This is a genomic window from Endozoicomonas sp. ONNA2, assembly GCF_024606365.1.
In the GTDB taxonomy this organism is placed as follows: domain Bacteria; phylum Pseudomonadota; class Gammaproteobacteria; order Pseudomonadales; family Endozoicomonadaceae; genus Endozoicomonas.
This window is the reverse complement of record NZ_JAHHPO010000804.1, coordinates 1-2,315: the sequence shown is the minus strand read 5'-3', so window position 1 is coordinate 2,315 and position 2,315 is coordinate 1. Positions and strand designations below refer to the sequence as shown.

At 44.1% G+C, this 2,315-nt stretch carries 1 protein-coding gene and 1 pseudogene; one reads left to right on the top strand and one right to left on the bottom strand.

Translation table 11 applies throughout. The features are described 5' to 3' along the window. Positions 1-34: 34 nt before the first annotated feature. A complete protein-coding gene (locus KDK14_RS14270; RefSeq protein WP_257265842.1) occupies positions 35-880 on the top strand; it encodes a UvrD-helicase domain-containing protein in 846 nt (281 codons plus the stop codon). Positions 881-1,320: 440 nt separating this feature from the next. On the opposite strand, the pseudogene KDK14_RS14265 reads toward KDK14_RS14270, so the two are convergent. Beyond that, positions 1,321-2,202 (bottom strand): annotated as a pseudogene (locus KDK14_RS14265) (transposase); the annotation flags it as partial. Positions 2,203-2,315 lie beyond the last annotated feature (113 nt).

Sequence of the window (2,315 nt, the reverse complement as noted above, 5' to 3'; positions counted from 1 at the left end):
TCATCAGGAATACTGAGTTTAAAATGGGAAAGTTATTTTTAGACGACTCCTTAGCCGGAAGCAGCGTAAACAGCTTTGGCAAATTTTTCTACATTTCAACCGGGCCCTGAACAAACGTAATATGCTGACGTTTGATGGCGTTATTCACCAGGCCAGGCAGGCAGTTGAACAGGGCAAATTCCAGAAGTTCCGTCATGTTCTGGTGGATGAGCTGCAGGATTTTGGGCTGGAAGCCCTGAGGTTGATTGCCGCACTGAGCCCTATTGAATCGGGAGACTCTGATCCCCTGTGTGTTGTTGGGGATGGCCACCAGCGAATTTATAATAAAGCACCTATTGCCCTGAGCAGAGCTGGCCTGGAAGTAAGGGGACGCTCGAGCCGACTTAAAATTAATTACCGAACCACTGAGGAAATCCGCCAGTGGGCCCATGGCCTGCTTACCGGCATGGAAATTGATGACCTTGATGGCGGTACCGCTATTACTACCGGTGACCAGTCTGTATTTAAAGGTTCTTCTCCACAAATTGCGCAATGCAAGAGTATGGAGGAGGCTTCACAGGCCATTATTACCTGGATTAACAGCCTTACCGAAGCCGGTATGGGTTCGCATGAAATTTGTATTACGCCTCCTGATAAAGAAATCATTAATGCCCTGCAAACGGCTAATATCCCTACTCTGGAACTCAAGGCCCGGCAGAAAGACCCTGGGCAGGAAGAGCCCGGTGTCCGATATGGCACTAAACAGAGGATCAAAGGCCTTGAGTTCAAAGCTGTCGCATTGCTCTCCATCGAAAACAAGGACTGCTCTATCGCCCGGTTTGCTGACTATGTTGCCGCGACAAGGGCAAGGGAGCATTTATTGATTCTTGACATTAACTAACGTCTATGACCTATGGCTTCTCCGGAAGCTATGGGTCAGCTTCAAAAAGGTAATCTGAAATCGTCCAGACTATATATGATAAGTTTCCTATCATGAATCCAGCACTAATAACTAATAGGAAAATCTGATGGAAAAGGCTTGATGGATACAAACAGGCAAACTGTATTTCTGTATCCTACCCGAACTACAAGCTTTTTTACCTTCTACGAATGAAAACTCCTGATACTAACTGGATGGTTATTTCGATAAAACCCGATGTACTATGGCTTAAAGATTGTGCTTATTTTCCCACTAATGCTGCAAGCGCTATGATGTCAACTAAACCCTTAGAAGCATTCAGGGGGACAGAAGCATTTGGCCCTAAATTCAGCAGTCAAACAGGTCTTGGCCGCCCCAGTTGTGGCAGCTTTTTGTTTACTCGCACGGGCGAAATTTTGGAATTAACTTGTATCAATTAACGACAATGGCGCTATTTCCTGACCCTTTTTCAGAAATTTCGATACAGATTTCGTTAAAATTCGGCACCAGGCCTGAATTGGAGTTAACTGCGGCGCAAGCTTTTTTATTGCATCAAAAAAATCACAAAGCTGAGCCTGTAATTTTGCAATCTGCCCCATTAACCTATGCTGACTTGTCAGCTTTATTTTCTTTTGATTCCCAGAATCTGTCAGCTTCCCAATCGCGCTCATTAATAATGGACGACTGGTAATTGATTCCCGGTGGGTATCAGGATTGTTAAGTCGAACATAGAGCGTCCACCAGTCGTAAATTAATGCCACCATCCTTGCCAGGAAACGGCATCGTTTAAGATCTTTGGTAACATAGCCACTCCAATCCCAATGATTCTTTATTTCATCGAAATTGTTTTCACAACTTGCCCTGTGGCGATAATGATCAATAACCGCAACCACATCATTATCCAGACTGGTCACCAACACAGAGTATTCATAGGCTTTTATATTTTCAGGTTCTTCAATTAAAGCCAGTGTTGTTTGTTGTTCTTTAATTCCTTTTTCCTGGCGAAGCATTTCGTTTTCAGGTCGCCTTCTTCGAACAATAATAATGCGTCTTTCTTTTTTCCAGCCAGAGAGTTTAATTACTGATTCCTTTCCCTCCCAGTGTTTGTCGTATTTCACCCAGCCACCGCTGCAGTGCGCTTGATATATGGCCTGTTTGACATTGCCAAGCTTCTTCATTTTGAATAAATAATGGCAGCCTGCTTCTTCAAGCCCGGTCATTACCGGATCATTCCCCCAATCACAATCACCACGAACAAATTCCGGCCAGCAACATTTGGGTAATCGATTTAACAGCTCTACTAATCCAGGTAACGAGTATTTGCTATGCGTTTAATTGCCAGGTGTTACCTCTACTTCAAGAACCAGGGCGATAGAATCGGCCTTACGATCGTTCCAATCAAGGCTAATTTAAACGA